This is a genomic window from Micromonospora sp. C28ISP2-4 (genome assembly GCF_030519385.1).
GTDB classification, from domain to species: Bacteria; Actinomycetota; Actinomycetes; order Mycobacteriales; family Micromonosporaceae; genus Micromonospora; species Micromonospora tulbaghiae.
Window position 1 is genome coordinate 200,274 of the sequence record NZ_JAUMKG010000007.1, and the last position, 17,143, is coordinate 217,416.

Consider the following 17,143-nt stretch of genomic DNA (forward strand, 5'->3'; position numbering starts at 1 on the left):
GGTCAGGGGTGGAGGCGCTTCAGGGTGGCTATGTCGGCGGCGTGGCCGATGTGCTTCTCCGTGGGGGTCTCCACCAGCACGGGCACGCCGGCGGTCGCCGGATGGCGCATCAGCTCGGCGAACGCCGGCTCGCCGATGGTGCCCTTGCCGATGTTCTCGTGCCGGTCCCGGGTGGAGCCGCACAGGTCCTTCGAGTCGTTCGCGTGCACCAGCCGCAGCCGGTCCGCGCCCACGGTGGCGACCAGCGTGTCGAGGGTGGCGGTCATGCCACCCTCGGCGGCCAGGTCGTGACCGGCCGCCCAGGCGTGACAGGTGTCGAAGCAGACCCCGAGCATCGGGTGCCGGTCGACCGCGTCCAGGTAGGGGCCGAGGTGCTCGACCCGCGACGCCAGTGACCGCCCGCCCCCGGCGCTCGGCTCGACCAGCAGCATCGGCCCGCCGGTGGCCGCGGTCTCGTCGAGCAGCGGGAGCAGCGTCTCCCGGACCTGCCGCAGGGCTGCCTCGTCGTGACCGGCGTCGACCGAGCTGCCGGCGTGGAACACCACGCCCTCGGCGCCGATCGCCCGGCCCCGCCGCAGCGCGTGGGCCAGCGTCTCCGCGGACCGGGTCACAGTCGCCGGGGTGGGGGAGCCGAGGTTGACCAGCAGCGACGCGTGGATGAACACGGGCAGCCCGCGCTCGCCGCACCCGTCGCGGAACAACGCGTCCTGCGCCGGGTCACCGGCCGGCAGCGCCCAGCCGCGTGAGTTCGAGACGTAGACCTGCACCACCTCGGACTCGGCGGCGTCCGCGTACGGCAGGGCCGCCCGGGCCAGACCGCCGGAGGTGGGGGTGTGCGACCCCACCCGCCGGCGCCCGTCACATGCGCTCACAGGCACGTCACCGTGACCGTCGTACCCGGCGGCACCGGCGTGTTCTCGGCCGGGTTCTGCAGCCGGGCGATGCCGTTCGGATTGAGCTGGACGTTGACCGGGAAGCCCTGGCTCTCCAGCGTCTGCTTGGCCTGCTGGCAGGGCATGTCGATCACCCGGGGGACGGCCACCTGCGGCGGGCCCTTGCTGATCTCCAGCTTGACCTGGGCGCCCTTCTCCACGCCGGTGCCGTCGGCCGGGCTCTGACCGAGGATCTCGTCCTTCGGCTTGTCGGAGTCCTTGACGTTCTCCACCGGCCTCAGCCCGAGCTGCGCGAGGATCGTGCGCGCCTCGGCGAGGCTCTTGCCGACCAGGTCGGGCACCGTCACCGGGGCGCGACCCTTGCTGAGGATCACAGTCACCTTCGCCCCGGGCTTGACCACTGTGCCCACCTTCGGGTCGGTGGCCAGCACCACACCCTCCGGCAGCGTGTCGTCGTACCGGGAGGAGCCCTTGACCGGGACCAGGTTGGCGCCCTCCAGCTCGGTCTGGGCCAGCGCGTAGTCCTTGCCGACCACGTCCGGCACCGGCAGCCGCTCCGGACCGAGCGACAGGGTCAGCGTGATCGTGCCGCCCTTGACGATGCGCGCGGCAGAGCCGGGAGACTGCCCGAGCACCGTGTCCTTGGGGACCTGCTCGTCGTGGCGCGGGGTGGTGTACTTCAGCGTGAAACCGCCGCGCTGGGCCTGCGCCTCCGCGTCGGCCTTGGTCAGGCTCACGAGCTGCGGCGCGACCGTGTAGCGGCCCACGCCGAACCACCAGCCACCCACCGCGGCGACCAGGCCGAGCACCACGACCGCCGCGGCGACGGCCAGCCGGCCGCGCGGCGATCCCATGATCCGGGTACGCAGGGCGGCGAACCCGGTCCCCGGACCGTCGTCCTCGACGGCGCGCCGCCGGTGCGGGCGCTGCGCGGCGCCGCCCTCCGGCAGCCGGGCCCACGCGGGCCGCTCGACCGGCTGGAGCGCGGCCACCATCTGGGTCGGCTGACTCAGGACCGCGGTGTCGTCGCTGAGCTGCGGCAGCACGGTGGTGTGCGCGTGCGGGTTGCCCAGCTGCTCGCGGACGGCCTGCACCTCGCTCAGCAGCGCCGCGGCGTCGGCCGGGCGGCCCGCCGGATCGCGCCGGGTGGCCCGGGCGACGAGCGCGTCGAGAGCCGGTGGCAGCGCCGGCACCAGCGTCGACGGCGCCGGTACGTCCCGGTCGACGTGCTGCCACGCGACCTCCACCGGACGGTCGCCGTCGTAGGGCACCCGGCCGGTGAGCATCTCGAACAGCACGATGCCGGCGGAGTAGACGTCGGTGCGCGGGTCCGCGTGGCCCTGGGTGACGAGCTCCGGCGCCACGTACGCCACAGTCGCCATGAGCTGGTTGCCGTTCTCGTCCTCGGCGCTGGCCTCGACGGCCCGGGCCAGCCCGAAGTCGGCCACCTTGACCACGCTGTCGACCAGGTTGCGGCTGCCGCCGGTGGGGACCTCGGCGACCAGCACGTTCTCCGGCTTGACGTCGCGGTGCACCAGGCCCGCCCGGTGCGCGGCGGCGAGCGCGGCGAGCATCTGCTCGGTGATCGCGAGAGCCTCGTCCGGGTTCAGCCGGCGGCGCTCGGCGAGCACGTCGCGCAGCGTGCGGCCGCGGACGTACTCCATCACCAGGTACGGCAGGCCGGCGTGGATGCCCTGGTCGTAGACCGCCACCACGTTCGGGTGGGTGAGCCGGGCGATGGTCTTCGCCTCGTCGGTGAAGCGTTCGACGAAGCCGGCCATCCGGGCCTTGGCCTGCGGCGCCTGGGTCGGGTGAATGATCTTGACCGCCACGGTGCGCTCCAGGCGCTCGTCGGTGGCGGTGTACACGGTCGCCATGCCGCCTCGGGCGACGCGACCGCGAATGCGGTAGCGCCCCTCGATCAGCGAGCCCAGCAACGTGTCGGCGACCTGTGTGTCCATCGGCAGGCAGTCTATGTGTCGGAAGGATGAAGGTAGAACAGGATGCTACCGCCGGGTTGCGACACGGGGGGACCGCCGCGCTCCCGGCGGCGGTGCGGGGTGCCGTGCACGGGGTCCGGCGGGCACGTGGCAGGGTGGTCGGGTGACCGATTCCGTACCCGCCGAGACCGGCCCCGACCTGGCCGGACCGGCCGACCCGGCCGGCTGGCTGACGCTGCCCGACGTGGCCGAGCGCCTGGAGCTGTCGATCAGCAAGGTGCACCAGATGATCCGCGACCGCGAGCTGATCGCGGTGCGCCGCGACGGTGTCCGCCGGATCCCGGCCGACCTGGTGGCCAACCGCACCGTGCTCAAGCACCTGCCCGGCGTGCTCAACCTGCTCGCTGACGCCGGGTACGACGACGAGGAGGCGCTGCGCTGGCTCTACCGGGAGGACCCCAGTCTTCCCGGTACCCCCGCCGTCGCCCTCGGCGGCGACCTGGCCCGAGAGGTCAAACGCCGAGCCCAGGCCGTCGCCTTCTAGCCCCCACCCCCCACCCCGCCCGGAAACCCGTCGATCATGAAGTTGGCGGCGAAGTCGATCTCCGAAACTGCCGCCAACTTCATGATCGACCGCTTCGGGGGGCGGGCGTGGGGGGAAGGGGAGGCGTCAGGCGGGGCGGCGGGTGGCGGCTATGGCCAGGTCGACCAGGGCCTGGCGGGCCTCGGTGTCCAGGTCGACAGCGGTGAGCGCGGCCAGGGCGCTCTCGGTGAGCGCCGTGATGTGCCGCTCGGCCCGATCCAGCGCCCCGCTGGTGGTGATCAGCTCGCGCAGCCGGTCCACCCCGGTCGCGTCCAGGTCCGGTACGCCGAGCCCGGCCAGCAGCGCCTCCCGGCCGGCCGGGTCGAGCGTCTCCAGGGCCGCCGCCACCAGGTACGTCCGCTTGCCCTCGCGCAGGTCGTCACCGGCCGGCTTGCCGGTGCGCTCCGGGTCGCCGAACACCCCCAGCACGTCGTCGCGCAGCTGGAACGCCTCACCCAGCGGCAGCCCGTACGCCGAGTAGGCGGCGTGCACCTCGGGCGGCGCCCCGGCCAGCGCGGCGCCGAGCAGCAGCGGGCGCTCGACCGTGTACTTCGCCGACTTGTACCGGGCCACCTTGGCGGCACGATCCAGCGAGGTGTCACCGGTGGCCTGGGTCAGCACGTCCAGGTACTGCCCGACGGTCACCTCGGTGCGCATCTCGTCGAAGACCGGCCGGGCCCGGGCGACGGTGGCCGGCGGCAGACCGGAGGAGTGCAGCAGCTCGTCGGACCAGACCAGGCACAGGTCGCCCAGCAGGATCGCCGCGGCGTCGCCGAAGGAGTCCGCGTCGCCGCCCCAGCCGGCCGCGCGGTGCCGGGCGGCGAACCGCCTGTGCATCGCCGGTTCGCCGCGCCGGGTGTCCGACCGGTCCATCAGGTCGTCGTGGATCAGGGCGCTGGCCTGCACGAACTCCAGCGCGGCAAGGGTGGCGACGACCTGGTCCGAGTCGACCCCGCCGGCGCCCCGGTAACCCCAGTAGCCGAACGCCGGGCGCAGCCGCTTGCCGCCGCCCAGCACGAACGCCTCGATCGCCTCGGCGACGGGCAGCAGGCCGTCGTCGACAGCGGTCAGCCAGCCGCGCTGGCCGGCGAGGAACTCGGTCAGCGCCTTGTCGATCCGCTGGCGCAGGCCGGCGCGATCGACGGGGGATACGGGAGCAGCGTGGGTCACGCCACGACGCTAGCGGGTCACACCCGTTCTCGTCGTGTCCAGCGTCCCGGCGTGCCTCGTGGCTCACCTGGACGGACGGTCGCGCAGGTGGCGCGGCACGCCGGACGGCAGGTACGGGCGGGCCGCGGTGAGCGCTCGCGCGTACCCCCGGGTGGCCGGACCGGGCGGTGCGTGCGCCAGGCCGCGACGGAACGCGGTGAGCTGGCCGACGGCCCGGGAAGAACCGGAGCGGACCGCGTCGAGCAGCGCCTCGCCGGCCACCGCGCACGCCTCGGGCACCGCGCCCAGGCCCAGGTGCCCGCGGGCCAGCCAGCCGCCGTACACGGCCGACCGGCGCGGGCGGCCCCGCGCGCCCACCACGGGTGTCAGCAGCGGCACGGCGGCGGCCGGACGGCCCAGCGCGACGAGCGTGCGCCCGGTCATCGCCGCCAGTTCGGCCGCGTCGAGCCAGTAGAGCCAGGGCGGCTCCCAGCCGGGCTCCGGCGTGCCGGCCCGGTCCGCCCCGGCCAGCGCCTGCCCGGCGGCGCGGGGACGCCCGGCAAGCGCGGCGGCGAGCGCCACCCGGTGCAGCAGCAGCGCCCGCAGGCCGGGTGAGGCGCCGGCGCGGCCTGCGGCGTACCCGATCCGGGCCAGGACCAGCGCGCCGGCCGCGTCGCCGGCGTCGGCCAGCAGGTGACTGGCCGACGCGAGCACGTACCCGGCCAGCGGCGGCTGCCCGGCGGCCACCGCCGCCCGCAGCGCCAGCCGGTACGCGACCAGGCCCCCGCCGAGGTCGCCCGCGTCGGCGGCCAGCCAGCCGGCGAGCTGCGCCGACTCGGCGAGCGCGGGCAGCATCGCCCGCCGGCCGGCGGGCCCGGCGCGCCGGTAGCCGCGGACCGCCCGCCGCAGCCGGCGGGCGCCGTGCCCGGCGAGGTCGCCGCCGCCGAGCAGGTCGTCCCAGCGCCGCAGCGTGGCGAGCGTCACCCCGTCCGCCGGGTGACCGCGACCGGAACCGCCACCGGCGGACTCGCCCCGCCCGCTCGGGACGTGGACGCCGAGCGACCAGGGCTCGTCGCCGACGGGCGTGCGCGGGCCGTGGCGGACGGCCGGGTGCTCGTCGTCCCGCCCGGGCCGGCCGGCCAGCGGCGGCGGTGCGGCGGCGAACGGGCCGGTCAGGGTGCGGCCGCCCGGGTCGGCGGCCCAGCGGTACGCGAGCGTGAGCAGGGCCAGCCGGGCGCGGGATCCGGCCGGGTCGACAGCGGCGGGCGCCACGCCCAGCCGGCGGCTGCGGGCGGCGGCCTCGGCGAGCAGCTCGCCCGGCACCCCCAGGACCGCCGCCAGCCAGGCGGACCAGAAGTCGCCGGGAAGCCGCAGCTGACGTTCCCAGCGGGACACCTCGTTCCGGGTCAGCGTGGGCACGCCGGAGGCGGCGCACAGCTCGGCGGCCATCCGCTGCTGGCTCCAGCCACGGGCGGCCCGCAACTCGGCCAGCAGCGGCCCGAGCAGGCGCGGGCCGGGCGGCGGGGACGGGATCATCGGAACCTCCGGGGCGACGGCGCGGATGGCGACGCGGACGCCCGGCCAGGTGGTGGCGCCGGCGCGTCGCCGTCGTGGCGACCCCCGCGCGGGCCCCCGGGACCGGCCGTCGGCCGCCCCACCGCGCTGCCGTCTTTCTACCCCCGGGGTACGACGTCGCGCCGGGGCAGGTGTTCGCGGGCTGGGAAGATTCCCGGTGCGGCGTGCCGTCCCGGTTACAGTCGGTCCGTGGCGCTCGGTCTTCCCTCGGTCCTTCCCAATCCCCAGCCGGCCATCGGGGAGCTGATCCGTGACGGCCGCCCCACGTTCTCCTTCGAGTTCTTCCCGCCGAAGACCCAGGCCGGGGAGAAGCTGCTCTGGCAGGCCATCCGTGAGCTGGAGTCGCTGCGTCCCTCGTTCGTGTCGATCACCTACGGCGCGGGCGGCTCGACGCGCGACACCACAGTGGCGGTGACCGAGCGGATCGCCACCGAGACCACGCTGCTGCCGATGGCGCACCTGACCGCCGTGAACCACTCGGTGGCCGAGCTGCGGCACGTGATCGGCCGGCTGGCCTCGGTCGGGGTGCGCAACGTGCTGGCCGTGCGGGGTGACCCGCCGGGCGACCCGGGCGGCGAGTGGATCGCCCACCCCGAGGGCGTCCGGTACGCCGAGGACCTGGTCCGGCTGGTCCGCGACAGCGGCGACTTCAGCGTCGGCGTGGCCGCCTTCCCGTACAAGCACCCGCGCTCACCGGACGTGGACAGCGACACCGCGCACTTCGTCCGCAAGTGCCGGGCCGGCGCGGAGTTCGCGATCACCCAGATGTTCTTCGACGCCGACGACTACCTGCGCCTGCGCGACCGGGTGGCCGCCGCCGGCTGCGACACGCCGATCCTGGCCGGGGTGATGCCGGTGACCCAGATCGGCACCATCGAACGGTCGGTGCAGCTGTCCGGCGCGCCGTTCCCGCCCGCGCTGGCGGAGCGGTTCGAGCGGGTGGCCGACGACCCGGAGGCGGTACGCCGCCTCGGCGTCGAGCAGGCGAGCGAGATGTGCGAGAAGCTGCTCGACGAGGGTGTGCCGGGGATCCACTTCATCACGCTCAACCGGTCCACCGCGACCCGCGAGGTGTGGCAGCGGCTGCGCGCCGCCGCACGGGTGTGACCACCCGCCACACGACACCCGCGCCGTGCTTCTACGGTTGATCCGTGGTGGGCACACAGCTGAACTGGGACCAGTACGCGACCGCGTGGGCGCGGCTGCACGGCGGCTTCGATCCGCGTACCGCCGCGCCGGTGGTGCGCGCCTGGCTGCGCTTCGCCTACCACGTGGGCTACGTGCTGGGCCGGCTGCGCGTCGGCCCGACCCCGGTGACCGTGTTCGGGGTGCTGCTCTGCTTCTGCGTACCCCTGTTCGTGGAGCGCCCCGGCAACGGGCCGTTCCTGGGCGCGGTGTTCGTGCTGCTGGCGGCCGTGGCCGACAGCGTCGACGGCGCGGTGGCGGTGGCCACCGGCCGCACGACCCGCCTGGGGTACGTGTACGACTCGGTCGCCGACCGGCTCGGCGAGGTGGCCTGGCTGGTCGCGTTCTGGCTGCTCGGTGCGCCGGGCGCGCTGGTGGTGGCGGCCGGTGGCCTGTCCTGGCTGCACGAGTACGTGCGGGCGCGCGCGGTGTCGGCCGGGATGCGCGAGATCGGCGCGGTGACTGTGGGGGAGCGGCCGACCCGGGTCTGCGTCGCGCTGGTCGGGCTGCTGGTCGCCGGGCTCACCGGCCTGATCGACGCCGACCTGCCCGCCGGCACCATCACCATGGCCACCACGGTCTGGGTGCTGCTCGCCGGGTTCGGCCTCGGCCAGTTGCTCTCCGCCGTCCGCCGCGCCCTGGTCGACGCCGGCTGACCGCCGCGCCCGCCCCCGCGCAGCCCTGCCGCGCCCGCGCGGCCCGCCGCACGGGTGCGCGGCGGGGCAGCGCGCGTTAACAAGGGACCCTTCCTCTACCGGAGGCGTTAATAAGGGGCCCTTCCTTACACCCTCACCAGGCCGGGCCGACCGCCTCGGCGACGATCTCCGCGGACAGCGTCACCATGGGCAGGCCGCCGCCCGGGTGGCTGGAGCCGCCGACCAGCCAGAGCCCGGCCGCCGGGCCCCGGTTGGCCGGGCGAAGCAGCCCGCCCGCAGTGCCGTAGATCGCCCCGCCCGGCGCGCCGGTGGCCGCGTCCAGGTCGGCCGGGGTACGGATCTCCCGGAACACCAGCCGGTCCCGCACGTCGGCCCCGCGTTCGGCCAGCACGTCGAGGATCCGGTCCGCGTACGCCTCGGCCAGGCCGGGCCGCCGCCAGTTCACGGTGCTCGCGGCGGTGCCGTGCCGGGGCGCGTTGACCAGCACGAACCACGCCTCGTGGCCGTCCGGGCGGACCGCCGGGTCGTCGGCGGCGGTGACGAACACGGTCGGGTCGGGCGCCGGGCGGGCCCGCACCCCGCGACCCGGGTCACCGAACACGGCGTCGAACTCGGCGTCGTAGTCGCGGGGGAAGAAGACGGTGTGGTGGGCCAGCCCGGAGTCGCCGCGTACGCCCAGCAGCAGCACGAACCCGGCCAGGCTGCGGTCGGTGAGCGCGGCCAGCCGGCGCGGGTCGGGCAGCAGGTCCCGGTAGACGGTGAGCGCGTCCACGTTGGCGACCACCACGTCGGCCGGTACCGGCGCGGCCGACCCGGCCACGCGTACCCCGTGCACCCGCCCGCCCGCGGCGTCGATCCGGGTGACAGTGGCGTCGGTGCGCACCACCACGCCCAGGTCCAGGCAGCGCGACAGCAGCGCGTCGGCCAGCGTGCCCAGCCCGCCGCGCAGGTACCAGCCGCCGTACGCCAGCTCGGCGTAGGGGACGGCGACGAGCGCGGCCGGGGCGCGGCGCGGGTCGGCGCCGGTGTACGTGGCGTACCGGTCCAGCAGCATCCGCATCCGCGGGTCGGACAGGTGGCGGCGGCCCAGCCCGCGCAGGCTGCGGCCGGGGCCGATGGCGGCCAGGTCGCCCAGCCGCCACGCCAGCGCCGCCAGGTCGCGGGGCGAGTCGACGGTACGGCGCAGGATGTCCCGGTGCGAGGCCGCCCACACCCGGTCGGCGCGGCGCCACAACCCGCGCCAGTCGGCGGCGGACCGGTCGCCGAACGCGGCGCCGATCCGGGCGGCGAACTCGTCCGGGTCGGCGCAGGAGTCGAGCACGGGCCCGCCGCCGGGGAAGACGTGCCGCACGATCGGGTCCAGCGGGACCAGGTCGAGGTATTCGTCGAGTTTCGCCCCGGTCGCCTCGAACAGGTCGTGGAAGACCTGCGGCAGGGTGAACAGGCTCGGGCCGGTGTCGAAGTGCCACACCCCCTCCGGGGTGTGGTGGGCGTACCGGCCGAGCTTGCCCCCGACCGTGCCGGCCCGTTCGAGGACGGTGACCTCGTGCCCGGTGACCGCGAGCCGGGCGGCGGTGGCGAGCCCGCCCACCCCGGCGCCGATGACCACGATGCGCGCCATGGCGTGCCCCTCCTAGGTGACCGGGCGACCCCGCCAGGTGAGCCGGCGTCGCTTCCGCAGATGGTACGACCGGACGGTCAGCCAACCGAGGACCACGACCGACACGGGGTGGCCCAGCGCGTCGGGCCACGCCCGTCCGCCGGTGGCGCGGGCGCTGACCACCCGCCCGGCGACACCGGCCAGGTAGACCAGGAACGCCACGGCGGCCACCGCCGGCGCGCCGGCGAGCAGCGCCCCGACGGCCAGCAGCGGCGGCGCGACGTAGAGCGCGAACAGCAGCGCCAGCACGGCCGCCGCGGCGGTGGGGTGCCCGAACGTCGCCCACAGCGACTTGGTGTAGCCGTCGCGCAGCTGCGGCCAGGTGTCGTACATCCGGCAGGACGCCAGCCGGGACCCGTCGGCCAGCGCGATCCGCCCGCCGGCCCGCTTCACCGCCCGGGCCAGCTCGATGTCCTCCAGCACCCTGTCGGCCACCGCCGCGTGCCCGCCGGCCCGCAGGTAGCCGGCCCGGTCCACGACCAGGAACTGCCCGCCCGCCGCGGCCAGCGAGGGCCGCCGCGAGCGTTCCATCGCGCGCAGCGGCAGGAACGTCAGCCACAACCACTGCAGCAACGGCTGCACCAGCCGGTCGGCCGCCGTCCGCACCACGATCCGGGGGTACGGCGACAGCAGCGCCGCGTCCGCCGCGCGCAACTCGGTCACCGCCGCCGCCACCGCGTACGGGGTGAGCACCACGTCGGCGTCGACGAAGGCCAGCACTGTCGGTTCCGGGCCGGTGCGGGTGGCGAGCTGCCAGCAGGCGTGCGGCTTGCCCAGCCAGCCGGGCGGCGGGGCGACGCCGGTGAGCAGCGTGACGCGGGGATCGTCACCGGCCACCGCGCGGACCACGTCGGCGGTGCCGTCGGTGGATCCGTCGTCGAGCACCACGATCCGCAGGTCCGGCACGCCGCGCTGGGCCAGCAGCGCACGCAGGCAGGGGGTGACCCGCTCGGCCTCGTCGCGCAACGGCAGCAGCACCGCCACCGGCTCGGTCAACTCGGCCGGGCCGGCGGTGGGGCGGCGCAGCCAGGCGTACGCGTTGACGAGCGTGTGCCCGGTGAGCGCGGCGACCGCCACGGCCAGCGCGAGGGTGGGGATCATGCCGGGGCGTCGACGCGCGGTGCCGGTTCCGGCGCGGCGGCCCGGTCCCGGCGGGCCCGCCACAGCGTCACCGCCAGCGGCACCGCCGCCACCGCCATCCCGGCCGCGCCCCACAGCGCCGACGCGGGCAGCCGCAGGAACACCGCGTGCGCCAGCACGCTGGAGGCGTACGTCCAGAGGTAGAGCGCGAACATCGGGGCGTCCCGGCCGTCGACCCGGTCCACCGACGGCCCGGCGAGCGGGCGCAGCGCGACTGCGAGCAGTACCGCGAAGCCCAGCCAGCCCAGGTAGTTGCTGACCGGGATGCCCGGTAGCCCGGGCAGCGCCGGGGTGGCGTCGAGCCAGGTCCAGTAGCCCTCGGCCACCATCTGCGGGTCGAGGAACAGGTCCCAGGCGGCCAGCCCCACCGCCGAGAGCGCGATCCGCGCGATGCGGGAGCGGACCAGCCGGACCGCGGTGAGCCAGGCCGGCCAGGCCATCCAGGTCCAGGCGAGCGGGATGATCAGCGGCACCCCGGCCAGCTTCGGGCCCAGTTCCCCGGAGTAGTCGTAGCTGCCGAACGGGAACCCGGTGGCCACGCCGATCGCCTCCACCGCGAACCCGCCGCCGGTGACGACCGCGACCAGCGCGGCGGCGACACGGACGCCCCGGGTGAGCAGCGCGTGGCCGACCGAGAGCAGCCAGCCGAGCACCACTGTGGCCACCGTGAGCCCGGCCCGGGTCGCGCCGCCGGTGAGCGGGTAGCAGATCTGGGCGAGCACCAACACGGCCAGCAGCGCCCAGGGCAGCCGGGCCCTCACTGTGCCGCCTTTCGTTCGCGACTGCGGGGCTCGCAGGCCCGGCTCACTCCTCGCGCTCACGGGGCCGCCTTTCGTTCGCGACTGCGGGGCTCGCAGGCCCGGCTCACTCCTCGCGCTCACGGGGCGTCCGGCGGGGGCAGCGGCAGGTCCCGGCCGAGCACGCCGAACGGCCGCTCGTCGCCGGGGAAGTGGAAGTGGCGCAGGACGTCGACGAAGCCGAACCGGCGGTACAGCCGCCAGGCCCGGGACTTCTCCTCGTCGGCCTCCGGTGTGGACAGCAGCGTGGTGTCGCCCTCGGCCACGGCGAGCAGCGCGCGCAACTGGCGGGCGCCCAGGCCGTGCCCCTGCGCGGGCGGGCGGACGTGCAGCTCCACCACCTCGAACGGGTGGGTCAGCCAGCGCTGCCGGGCCTGCGCGTCCAGCGCCCGGTGCACCTGGTCGTGCCACCACTGCCCGGTGGCGCCCCGGTAGCCGTACCCGAAACCGGCCAGGTGGCCCTCGCTGGTCAGGCTGGCGACGGCGCGGAAGCCGGGCCGTCGTACGTGGGTGGCGATGTAGCCGCGGCGGGCCTCCAGCAGGTCGGGCCGGTAACCCATCGCCTCGCCGTAGACGGCCACCACGTCGTCCAGCCGCCGGACCAGGTCGTCCGGCGTCCACCGCACCAGCCTCATGCGTACCCTCTCGCTGTCTCCGGGCCGCCCTCGGCGGCCCAGCCGAGCACCGTACGGTCGCCGACCACGTCGCCCACCGCGAACCGCGCGAACAGTTCCTCCGCGTACCAGCCCTCGGTGGGGGTGCGGGTGATCGCGGCGCGGTGCTCCGGGGAACGGTACGCGAACGCGACCAGGTCCGCCGGGTCGCGCCACACGCTCACAGTGCCCTGCCAGCCCAGCGGCGCCTCGCCGACGCCGAACCGGGCGAGCAGGCCGGGCGCGGTGTGCAGGGCGGCGGCGACCGGCGGGATCGCCCGCCAGAACGTGGCCGCCCGGCGGGCCCGCAGCCGGGCCCGGGTCAGCGCCAGCACCGGCCCGGTGACCCGCCCGCCCGAGGGCGCGCCGAACGGCTCCCGGCCGGACCACTGGCCGCGGCTGGTCAGCGGGCGCAGGTCCACCCGTACCGCGGCGCGGGCGATCCGGGCCCAGGAGCGGGCGACCGGGGAGGCGTCGAAGCCGGCCGCGTCGGCGGGGGAGTCCCACACGACGAGCGCGGCCCACCGGGTCAGGTCGGCGTCGGCGGGGCCGAAGCCGGTGCCGGTCCCGGTGCCGAGCAGCTTGGCGAAGCGGACGCCGGGCAGCCGGCGCAGCCGTGCCGGGTGGGTGGCCATCCGGGTCAGCACACCGGGTACGGCCCGCCGGGGCACACGCCACACGTGCAGCGTGACGAGTCCGGGGTTCACGCCACCTCGGCCGGGGTGCCGGCGGTGATCCGCAGCAGTTCCGCGTACGTGGTGGGGAACACCGCCCGGGGCACGCCGCCGGCCGCCCACACCTCGTCGTACCCGGCCAGGGCGGTGTCGACGACGGTGCGCAGCGGCGCGGGGTGGCCGACCGGGGCGACGCCGCCGATCACCTGCCCGGTGTGCCGCTTGACGAACTCGGGGCTGGCCCGGCGCAGGTGGGTCACGCCCAGCGTGGCGGCCAGCCCGGCGGTGTCCACCCGGTGCGCGCCGGAGGTGAGCACCAGCAGCGGCGCGTCGTCCGCGTCGAAGATCAAGGAGTTCGCGATGGCGCCGACGGCGACGCCGAGCGCCTCGGCCGCCGCGGCCGCGGTGTGCACCGCCTCGGGCAGCAGTCGGACGAGGCTGGCCTCGCCCGATCCGTTCCGCGCGCCCGCGTCGTCGAGCGCGCGCTGCACCGCCTGCACGTTCGGGTGTGGCTGCATGCACCCATTCTTCCCCCACCCCGGTACGCCCCCGCCGGGGGCCGTCGCCCTCCCGTGCGTCCCCGGCGCGTCACACGTTGCGTTTTCGTCGGGGGGGAGGTGTACTGTCAGGGTAGTTAGAACGAGTGTTCGATTCGGTTTGAAAGGCAAGCGGTTCAGCTCCCCGGCTGGCCCGGCCCGTCCGAGCCGGTCGCACACTCGTCGAACGCTCCGGAAGCGGTGTTTCGCGGCACCGGCTTCCGGGAGGTGCGGCACCGCGGGCCGCACCGGGTCTCGGACAGTCGCGAGTCCGGGCCCGTCAGGCAGGTCGTCGCCCGCCGCCCACGACCCCCGGGCGGCGGGCGACGGACCCGCCGGCACGCCGGCCGGGTGTGGGTGTGGGGAAGCGTCCACATCCGGCCGGCCGCCACCAAGGTGCGTCTTCCTCCGCACCGACCGCTCCGGGCGACCGGGCGACGTTCCCCGTCGCACGACCGCCCGCCCCGGCCACACGCGGAGGAGAGACCCATGCCGACCAGTCCGGCCCAGGCGCCCACGGTGCCCGCGCACGTGCTGCCGCACCGCACCCCCGCCCAGTTGCTCGCGGTGGCCCGCGACGGGCTGGCCGAGGCCGCACGCACCCGTCCCGACGGCCTCCGGTACGCCGCCGCCCACCTCGCGGCGCTGCGCGCCGCCGCCGCCGTGCTCGCCGCCCGGGCCCGCCCCGCGCCCACCAAGCGGCACCGGATCACCAGCGTCTGGGTGCTGCTCGCCACCGTCGCCCCCGAGCTGGACGAGTGGGCCGCCTACTTCGCCGCCGGCGCGAGCAAGCGGGCCGCCGCCGAGGCCGGCATCCCCCGCGTGGTCACCGCCCGGGAGGCCGACGACCTGCTGCGCGCCGCCGAGGAGTTCGTGACGGTGGTGGAGACCGCGCTCGGCCTGGCCCACCAGCCGGCGCTCGACGGCCTGCCCCGCCCGCTGCGGCTCGGCGCCTCCGACTCCCCGCCCCGGCCCGGAGCAGCCGCCGCCTGATTCGTGGCGCCCGGCCACCACCGGCGGGACCCCGGGTGGCCGGGCGCCGCACCCACGGCACACGCGTGCCGCGCACGACACGATCCACAGCACCATCCACGGGTGAGGCCCGTGGCGAAACACGACGGGGGGTTGGTCCGATGGCGGGCCGCATGGTGGTCGGTTCCGCCGCCCTGGCCGATCTGGTCCGGCCGGCGAGCGCGCCCGACCCGGCCGGCGGCCACCGGGTGCTTCCCGTCCGGGCCGAGCTGACCGGGCTGCTGCCCAACCGCGGCCTGCGGCGCGGCAGCACCGTCGCGGTCGGCGCCGGCCAGCCCCGGCGCAGCGGCGCCACCTCGCTGATCCTCGCGCTGCTCGCCGAGGCGTCCCGGGCCGGCTCGTGGTGCGCCGTGGTCGGCGTACCCACGTTCGGGGCCGGCGCGGCGGCCGAGGCGGGCATCGCCCTGGACCGGCTGGCCCTGGTGCCCGACCCCGGGCCGGAGTGGCCCACAGTGGTCGCCGCGCTCATCGACGGGGTCGACGTGGTGGTCACAGCCGTGCCGGCCACCGTCTCCGCCTCGGTCGCCACCCGGCTGGCCGCCCGCGCCCGGCAGCGCGGAAGCGTGCTCGTCCCGTACGGCCGGTGGGACGGCGCGGACGTCACGCTCCAGGTGGTCCGGGGCGTCTGGCAGGGGCTCGGCCCCGGCCGCGGCCGGCTGCGCCGCCGCGAGGTGACCGTCTCGGCCCGGGGCCGGGGCGCCGCCGCCCGCCCCAAGGAGATCAAGGTGTGGCTGCCCGGCGACGAGCTGACCCGGGTGATCCCCGGCTCGGCCGGGCTCGGCGCACCGCCCGCCGCGCTGTCGCGCCGGCTGCGCGTGGTCGCCCCACCCGCCCGTACGCTCGCCGCGGCCGGTCCGGCGTGAGCGGCGCACCGCAGCGGACGCTGCTGCTCTGGTGCCCGGACTGGCCGGTCCTTGCCGCCGAGATCGTCGACGGGGTGCCCGCCACCGACCCGGTCGTGGTGCTGCACGCCAACCGGGTCATCGCCTGCTCCGAGCGGGCCCGCGCCGAGGGGATCCGGCGCGGACTGCGCCGCCGCGAGGCGCAGGGGCGCTGCCCGCACCTGACGGTGGTCGACCACGACCCCGGCCGGGACGTGCGCGCGTTCGAGCCGGTGGTGGCCGCCGTGGAGGAGGTGGTCGCCGGCGTCGAGGTGATCCGGCCCGGCGCCTGCGCCACAGCGGCCCGGGGGCCGAGCCGCTACCTCGGCGGCGAGGAGGCGGCGGCCGAGCGGATCGTGGAGCACGTCGCGCAGAGCTGCGCGGTGGAGAGTCAGGTCGGCATCGCCGACGGGGTGTTCGCGGCCGGGCTGGCCGCCCGGGAGGGGCGGATCGTGGCCCCCGGCGGCACCCGCGAGTTCCTGGCCGCCCGGCCGGTCGAGGCGCTCGGCCGGCCCGCCCTGGCCGACCTGCTGCGCCGGCTCGGCGTCCGCACCCTCGGCGAGTTCGCGGCGCTGCCGGCCGGGGACGTGCTGGCCCGGTTCGGCTTCGACGGGGCGCTGGCGCACCGGCTCGCCGGCGGCCGGGACGACCGCCCGCTCGCGGTCCGGCAGCCACCCGCCGATCTCACAGTCACCGCCGACTACGACGAGCCGGTCGACCGGGTCGACGCCGCCGCGTTCGCCGCCCGCACGCTCGCCGAGCGGCTGCACGAGCGGCTGGCCGGGTACGGGCTGGCCTGCACCCGCCTCGGCATCGAGGCGGTCACCGCGCACGGCCAGGAGCTGCACCGGGTCTGGCGGCACGACGGCCTGCTCACCGCCGCGGCCATCGCCGACCGGGTCCGCTGGCAGCTCGACGGTTGGCTCTCCGGCAGCAACGGCCGGGGCGGGGCGCGTCCGGCCCGGCCCACCGCCGGGATCGTCCGGCTGCGACTGGTGCCCGACGGGGTGCTCGCCCAGGCGGGCCTGCAACCCGGGCTGTGGGGGGAGACCGGTGAGGAACGGGAGCGGGCGCACCGCGCGTTGAGCCGGGTACAGGGCATCCTCGGCCCCGAGGCGGTGGTCACCGCGGTGCTCGGCGGTGGGCGTTCCCCGGCCGACCAGGTGCGCCTCGTGCCGTGGGGCGACGAGCGGGTGCCCGCACGCCCGGGCCCGCCACCCCTGCCGCCTGCGGCAGCGCCCCCGGTCCCGGCGTCCCCGGCTCCGGCTCCGGTCGCGTCGCCGTCCCGAGCTCCGGCAGTGCCGTCGTCCCCGGCCGCGTCGCTCGTCCCGGCCGCCGGGTCCGCTCCGGGTGCCGCGTCCGCCTCGGTCGTCGTACCCGCTGGGGGTGGTTCGCGGCGGCGGGCCGGCCGGGGCCGGGCGGTGGCGGAGCCGCCGTGGCCGGGGCGGATTCCGCCACCGTCACCGGCCGTGGTGCTGACCACCCCGCTGCCCGCCGACGTGCGTGACGCCGCCGGGGAGCCGGTCGTGGTGAGCGCCCGGCTGGCGGTCAGCGCGGCGCCGGCCCGGCTGACAGTCGGCGACGGCCGCCCGGCCGAGATCACCGGCTGGGCCGGCCCGTGGCCGGTGGACGAACGCTGGTGGGCGCCGGCCGAGGCGCGCCGCCGGGCGCGGTTCCAGGTGTGCCTGGCCGACGGGGCCGCCCTGCTGCTCGCGGTCGAGAGCGGGCAGTGGCTGGTGGAGGCGATCTATGACTGAGCGCCGGGAAAGATCTTGGTACGAAAGCGCCC

16 protein-coding genes are annotated in these 17,143 nt (G+C 76.7%); 6 read left to right on the forward strand and 10 right to left on the reverse strand.

The features are described from left to right. Nucleotides 1-2 precede the first annotated feature (2 nt). Together Q3W68_RS24420 and Q3W68_RS24425 are read right to left on the reverse strand one after the other, a co-directional pair. On the reverse strand, nt 3-872 hold the full coding sequence (locus Q3W68_RS24420) for a deoxyribonuclease IV (RefSeq protein ID WP_302907682.1): 870 nt from the start codon (nt 870-872) through the stop codon (nt 3-5). After that, nucleotides 869-2,854: a Stk1 family PASTA domain-containing Ser/Thr kinase gene (locus Q3W68_RS24425; RefSeq protein WP_302907683.1), complete on the reverse strand. Its 1,986-nt coding sequence runs from the start codon at nt 2,852-2,854 to the stop codon at nt 869-871. Before Q3W68_RS24425 ends, Q3W68_RS24420 begins: the two co-directional genes overlap by 4 nt. A 142-nt stretch (nt 2,855-2,996) precedes the next feature. On the opposite strand from Q3W68_RS24425, the gene Q3W68_RS24430 reads away from it, so the two are divergent. Beyond that, nucleotides 2,997-3,377, forward strand: coding sequence for an Rv2175c family DNA-binding protein (locus Q3W68_RS24430; protein ID WP_302907684.1), 381 nt, complete (start codon nt 2,997-2,999; stop codon nt 3,375-3,377). A 126-nt stretch (nt 3,378-3,503) separates the two neighbouring features. On the opposite strand, the gene Q3W68_RS24435 is transcribed toward Q3W68_RS24430, so the two are convergent. Then, nucleotides 3,504-4,586 carry a polyprenyl synthetase family protein gene (locus Q3W68_RS24435; protein ID WP_302907685.1) on the reverse strand — a complete coding sequence of 361 codons (1,083 nt, stop codon included), beginning with the start codon at nt 4,584-4,586 and terminating at the stop codon, nt 3,504-3,506. A gap of 63 nt (nt 4,587-4,649) precedes the next feature. After that, a complete protein-coding gene (locus Q3W68_RS24440; protein WP_302907686.1) occupies nt 4,650-6,101 on the reverse strand; it encodes a helix-turn-helix transcriptional regulator in 1,452 nt (483 codons plus the stop codon). Between the two features lie 228 nt (nt 6,102-6,329). On the opposite strand from Q3W68_RS24440, the gene metF reads away from it, so the two are divergent. Next, the gene (gene metF, locus Q3W68_RS24445; protein ID WP_302907687.1) at nt 6,330-7,247 is read left to right on the forward strand and encodes a methylenetetrahydrofolate reductase [NAD(P)H]; all 918 of its coding nucleotides are present in this window, start codon (nt 6,330-6,332) and stop codon (nt 7,245-7,247) included. Nucleotides 7,248-7,291: 44 nt separating this feature from the next. Beyond that, nucleotides 7,292-7,981 (forward strand): CDP-alcohol phosphatidyltransferase family protein, encoded by a 690-nt coding sequence (locus Q3W68_RS24450; protein WP_302907688.1) that lies wholly within the window; start codon nt 7,292-7,294, stop codon nt 7,979-7,981. Between the two features lie 133 nt (nt 7,982-8,114). Here Q3W68_RS24450 and Q3W68_RS24455 read toward each other — a convergent pair whose 3' ends face one another. From Q3W68_RS24455 to Q3W68_RS24480, 6 genes are all read right to left on the reverse strand, one after another. Further along, nucleotides 8,115-9,602, reverse strand: coding sequence for an NAD(P)/FAD-dependent oxidoreductase (locus tag Q3W68_RS24455; RefSeq protein ID WP_302907689.1), 1,488 nt, complete (start codon nt 9,600-9,602; stop codon nt 8,115-8,117). 12 nt (nt 9,603-9,614) lie between these two features. Continuing rightward, on the reverse strand, nt 9,615-10,742 hold the full coding sequence (locus tag Q3W68_RS24460; RefSeq protein WP_302907690.1) for a glycosyltransferase family 2 protein: 1,128 nt from the start codon (nt 10,740-10,742) through the stop codon (nt 9,615-9,617). Beyond that, on the reverse strand, nt 10,739-11,542 hold the full coding sequence (locus tag Q3W68_RS24465; protein ID WP_302907691.1) for a carotenoid biosynthesis protein: 804 nt from the start codon (nt 11,540-11,542) through the stop codon (nt 10,739-10,741). Before Q3W68_RS24465 ends, Q3W68_RS24460 begins: the two co-directional genes overlap by 4 nt. 116 nt (nt 11,543-11,658) lie before the next feature. Then, nucleotides 11,659-12,213: a GNAT family N-acetyltransferase gene (locus Q3W68_RS24470; RefSeq protein ID WP_302907692.1), complete on the reverse strand. Its 555-nt coding sequence runs from the start codon at nt 12,211-12,213 to the stop codon at nt 11,659-11,661. Further along, complete coding sequence (locus tag Q3W68_RS24475) at nt 12,210-12,938, reverse strand: monooxygenase (protein ID WP_302907693.1); 729 nt, start codon at nt 12,936-12,938, stop codon at nt 12,210-12,212. Before Q3W68_RS24475 ends, Q3W68_RS24470 begins: the two co-directional genes overlap by 4 nt. Then, entirely contained in the window at nt 12,935-13,423 is a 489-nt protein-coding gene (locus tag Q3W68_RS24480) for a YbaK/EbsC family protein (RefSeq protein WP_302907694.1), read from the reverse strand. The genes Q3W68_RS24475 and Q3W68_RS24480 overlap by 4 nt, the downstream gene beginning before the upstream one ends. A gap of 507 nt (nt 13,424-13,930) precedes the next feature. On the opposite strand from Q3W68_RS24480, the gene Q3W68_RS24485 reads away from it, so the two are divergent. From Q3W68_RS24485 to Q3W68_RS24495, 3 genes are all read left to right on the forward strand, one after another. Continuing rightward, on the forward strand, nt 13,931-14,434 hold the full coding sequence (locus Q3W68_RS24485) for an SAV_6107 family HEPN domain-containing protein (protein ID WP_302907695.1): 504 nt from the start codon (nt 13,931-13,933) through the stop codon (nt 14,432-14,434). A 140-nt stretch (nt 14,435-14,574) separates the two neighbouring features. After that, a complete protein-coding gene (locus Q3W68_RS24490) occupies nt 14,575-15,336 on the forward strand; it encodes a hypothetical protein (protein ID WP_302907696.1) in 762 nt (253 codons plus the stop codon). After that, nucleotides 15,333-17,111, forward strand: coding sequence for a DNA polymerase Y family protein (locus Q3W68_RS24495; RefSeq protein ID WP_302907697.1), 1,779 nt, complete (start codon nt 15,333-15,335; stop codon nt 17,109-17,111). The genes Q3W68_RS24490 and Q3W68_RS24495 overlap by 4 nt, the downstream gene beginning before the upstream one ends. Nucleotides 17,112-17,143 lie beyond the last annotated feature (32 nt).

What these genes read in the sequence shown, in the direction of transcription:
- Q3W68_RS24490 (WP_302907696.1), top strand. Translation starts at nt 14,575, where the DNA reads ATGGCGGGCCGCATGGTGGTCGGTTCCGCCGCCCTGGCCGATCTGGTC.
- Q3W68_RS24480 (WP_302907694.1), bottom strand. Translation starts at nt 13,423, where the DNA reads ATGCAGCCACACCCGAACGTGCAGGCGGTGCAGCGCGCGCTCGACGAC.
- Q3W68_RS24440 (WP_302907686.1), bottom strand. Translation starts at nt 6,101, where the DNA reads ATGATCCCGTCCCCGCCGCCCGGCCCGCGCCTGCTCGGGCCGCTGCTG.
- Q3W68_RS24455 (WP_302907689.1), bottom strand. Translation starts at nt 9,602, where the DNA reads ATGGCGCGCATCGTGGTCATCGGCGCCGGGGTGGGCGGGCTCGCCACC.
- Q3W68_RS24470 (WP_302907692.1), bottom strand. Translation starts at nt 12,213, where the DNA reads ATGAGGCTGGTGCGGTGGACGCCGGACGACCTGGTCCGGCGGCTGGAC.
- Q3W68_RS24485 (WP_302907695.1), top strand. Translation starts at nt 13,931, where the DNA reads ATGCCGACCAGTCCGGCCCAGGCGCCCACGGTGCCCGCGCACGTGCTG.
- Q3W68_RS24425 (WP_302907683.1), bottom strand. Translation starts at nt 2,854, where the DNA reads ATGGACACACAGGTCGCCGACACGTTGCTGGGCTCGCTGATCGAGGGG.
- Q3W68_RS24460 (WP_302907690.1), bottom strand. Translation starts at nt 10,742, where the DNA reads ATGATCCCCACCCTCGCGCTGGCCGTGGCGGTCGCCGCGCTCACCGGG.